The organism is Nocardioides sp. (assembly GCF_031422975.1).
Taxonomy (GTDB): Bacteria; Actinomycetota; Actinomycetes; order Propionibacteriales; family Nocardioidaceae; genus Nocardioides.
This window is the reverse complement of the sequence record NZ_JANPEO010000635.1, coordinates 1-3131: the sequence shown is the minus strand read 5'-3', so window position 1 is coordinate 3131 and position 3131 is coordinate 1. Positions and strand designations below refer to the sequence as shown.

The 3131-nt window shown below is 69.6% G+C and carries 2 protein-coding genes; one reads left to right on the top strand and one right to left on the bottom strand.

Annotation, left to right across the window (positions count from 1 at the left end; genetic code table 11):
- Positions 1 to 444: 444 nt before the first annotated feature.
- Positions 445 to 1221, bottom strand: a complete 777-nt coding sequence (locus RMO85_RS18860; RefSeq protein ID WP_310530256.1) for an IclR family transcriptional regulator — start codon at positions 1219 to 1221, stop codon at positions 445 to 447.
- Between the two features lie 106 nt (positions 1222 to 1327).
- Between RMO85_RS18860 and RMO85_RS18855 the strand changes: the two genes are divergently transcribed.
- A partial coding sequence (locus tag RMO85_RS18855; RefSeq protein ID WP_310530255.1) for a malate synthase G occupies positions 1328 to 3131 on the top strand: 1804 nt, incomplete at its 3' end.

The following is a 3131-nucleotide window of genomic DNA, read 5'->3' as shown; positions in this document are numbered from 1 at the left end:
ACCTGGAGCGGTTCATCATCGATCCGAACTTCCCAGGCTTCCTGAACTGCGCGAAACTGCAGGGGCTGGCCGGATAACGAATCTCGCACGGCTGGCAAGCCAGCCCAGGTGGCGGCGTGGCGCCGGTGTCCCGGCGGGTGTCGGATGCGGGACGGCCGGCGCCGTGGGCTGGTCTCAGCGTTTCGATGTCGTCTCTGCGAGCTTCGGTCCAGAACCCGCCAGCGGCTTTCTTGAGTCCTACACCGCCACGCCGGCAGGTCGGCGGTGACGAGGACGTGCCCCAGCGTGTGGGCGGACTCGCGTGGCCAGCCATCCGACGCGGTCTGCGACTCGAAGACACTGCACAGGTCGTGACGGTCGCTCACGAAGCTGCGCCCTCTGTGAGGCCCAGCCCGACCGGGGCGAAGGGACTGACCTGCCTCGAGCCTCAGGAAGCCGGGCCGGTCAGTCCGAGCTGAGCATCCGGCTGGTCAGCTGCCTTCCGGCCTGCTGCAGCAGCGGTACGGCCCGCTCGACCAGCTCGTCCGTCATCCTGGTGACGGGGCCCGAGACCGACACCGCCATCCACGACATCGGCTCGGGCCCGAGCGGGACGGCGACGCAGCGCACGCCGGCCTCCTGCTCTTGCTCGTCGAGGGCGTAGCCGCGGGAGCGCACCAGGGCGAGGTCGGCCAGCAGGGCCTCCTCGGTCACCAAGGTGTGCTCGGTCTGCTGGTGGAGGCCGACCCGACGGACGATCTCGCGGGCCCGGCCGTCGGCCAGTTGGCCGAGCAGGGCCTTGCCGACGCCGGTGCTGTGCAGGTCGACCTGCCGACCGACCTCGGTGAACGTCCGCATCGTGTGCCGAGACGGCACCTGGGCGACGTACTCGGCGTGGGAGCCGGAGAGCACTGCGAGGTTGGCCGTCTCGCCGAGCGCATCGACCAGCCCGGCCAGGACGACCTCGGTGTCGGTCCCCACCATCGTCATCGCCGCCGCGCCGAGCGGCACCAGCCGGAATCCGAGCGCATACCGGCGGTTGGGCATCTGGCGCATGTAGCCACGGTCGACGAGCGTCCGCAGCAGCCGGTGGGTGGTGGGCAGGGGGAGACCGGCCACCGTCGCAATCTCCCCGCGGGTCTGGTGGCCGCCCGGGCCGGCGACGACCTCGACGAGGTCGAGCGCCCGGTGCAGCGACTGGACGCCGCCGGCGCGGGGGGCGCCATTCTCCGGACGAGGCACCGGGAATTCCCTTCCCTAGACGGTTGACAGCACGGAGCGGTAGTACGTAGTTTCCATGAAGAAGAATAACTCTTCCACAATGCGGAAAACTAGGCAAGAGGGTGACATGCAGCAGCGTATTCAGGTCGGCGGTCTCGCGGTCGCGGAAACCCTTCACAGGTTCATCGTCGAGGAGGCACTGCCCGGTTCGGGCGTGGACGCCGATGCGTTCTGGCAGGGGGCCGACGCCGTCATCCATGACCTCGGTCCACGCAATCGTGAGCTCCTCGCTCGTCGTGACGAGCTGCAGAGTCGCATCGACGCCTTCCACACCGAGCACCCCGGGGTGCCCGACGCCGAGACCTACACGGCGTTCCTGACCGAGATCGGCTACCTGCTCGACGAGCCGGCCGACGTCGAGGTCATCACGGCAAACGTCGACGACGAGGTGGCCCGGATTGCCGGACCCCAGCTCGTCGTCCCGCTGCTCAACGCGCGCTTCGCCACCAACGCGGTCAACGCCCGGTGGGGGTCGTTGTACGACGCCCTCTACGGCACCGATGTGATCTCGCGCGACGGCGACCTGGCTCCCGGCGCCAGCTACAACACCGTGCGCGGCGCCGAGGTCATCGCCCGTGGCCGGGCGTTGCTCGACGAGCACTTCCCGCTCGCGGCCGGCTCGCACGCCGACGCGACGTCGTACGCCGTGGACGACGACGGCCTGGCCATCACTCTCAAGGACGACGTGGTCCGGCTCGCCGATCCGGCGCAGCTGGTGGGCAGCCGGGGTGACGCCGCGGCGCCGCATGCGGTGCTGCTCGTGCACCACGGGCTGCACGTGGAGATCCAGATCGACCGCGACGACGCCATCGGCTCGACCGATGCCGCCGGGGTGAAGGATCTCCTGGTCGAGTCCGCCGTCTCGACGATCATGGACCTGGAGGACTCGGTCGCCGCCGTCGACGCCGACGACAAGGTGAGCGGCTACCGCAACTGGCTGCACCTCATGGACGGCCGGCTCGCGGAGGAGGTCACCAAGGGCGGGCGGACCTTCACCCGCTCGATGAACCCCGACCGCACCTACGACGCCCCCGGCGGCGGCGAGATCACCCTGCCGGGCCGCTCGTTGCTGTTCATCCGCCAGGTCGGCCACCTGATGACCACCGACGCGGTGCTCGACCGCGACGGCAACGAGGTGCCCGAAGGCATCCTCGACGCGCTGGTCACCGGGCTCGGCAGCATGAAGGACCTCCGCGGCGAGTCGCAGCTGGCCAACTCCCGCACCGGATCCATGTACGTCGTGAAGCCGAAGATGCACGGTCCCGAGGAGGTCGCCTTCACCGTCGAGCTCTTCGACCGGGTGGAGCAGGTGCTCGGGATGGCTCCGCTGACCATCAAGGTCGGGATCATGGACGAGGAGCGGCGTACGACGCTCAACCTCAAGGCCTGCATCGCGGCGGCCCGGGAGCGCGTGGCCTTCATCAACACCGGCTTCCTCGACCGCACCGGCGACGAGATCCACACCTCGATCCTGGCCGGCCCTGTGGTGCGCAAGAGCGACATGAAGGCCGAGACCTGGATCAAGGCCTACGAGGACTCCAACGTCGACATCGGGCTGGCCTGCGGGCTGCTCGGGAAGGCGCAGATCGGCAAGGGCATGTGGGCCGCGCCGGACAGCCTGGCCGACATGTTCGCCGCCAAGGTCAACCACCCCCAGGCAGGCGCGAGCTGTGCGTGGGTGCCCTCGCCGACGGCGGCCACCATCCACGCGTTGCACTACCACCAGGTCGACGTCCGTGCCCGCCAGGAGGAGCTCCGCAGCGGCGACCGCCGGGCCACCCGAGCCGACCTGCTGACGATCCCATTGGGCGACCCGGACTCGTGGTCCGTGGAGGAACGCCAGGCCGAGATCGACAACAACATCCAGAGCC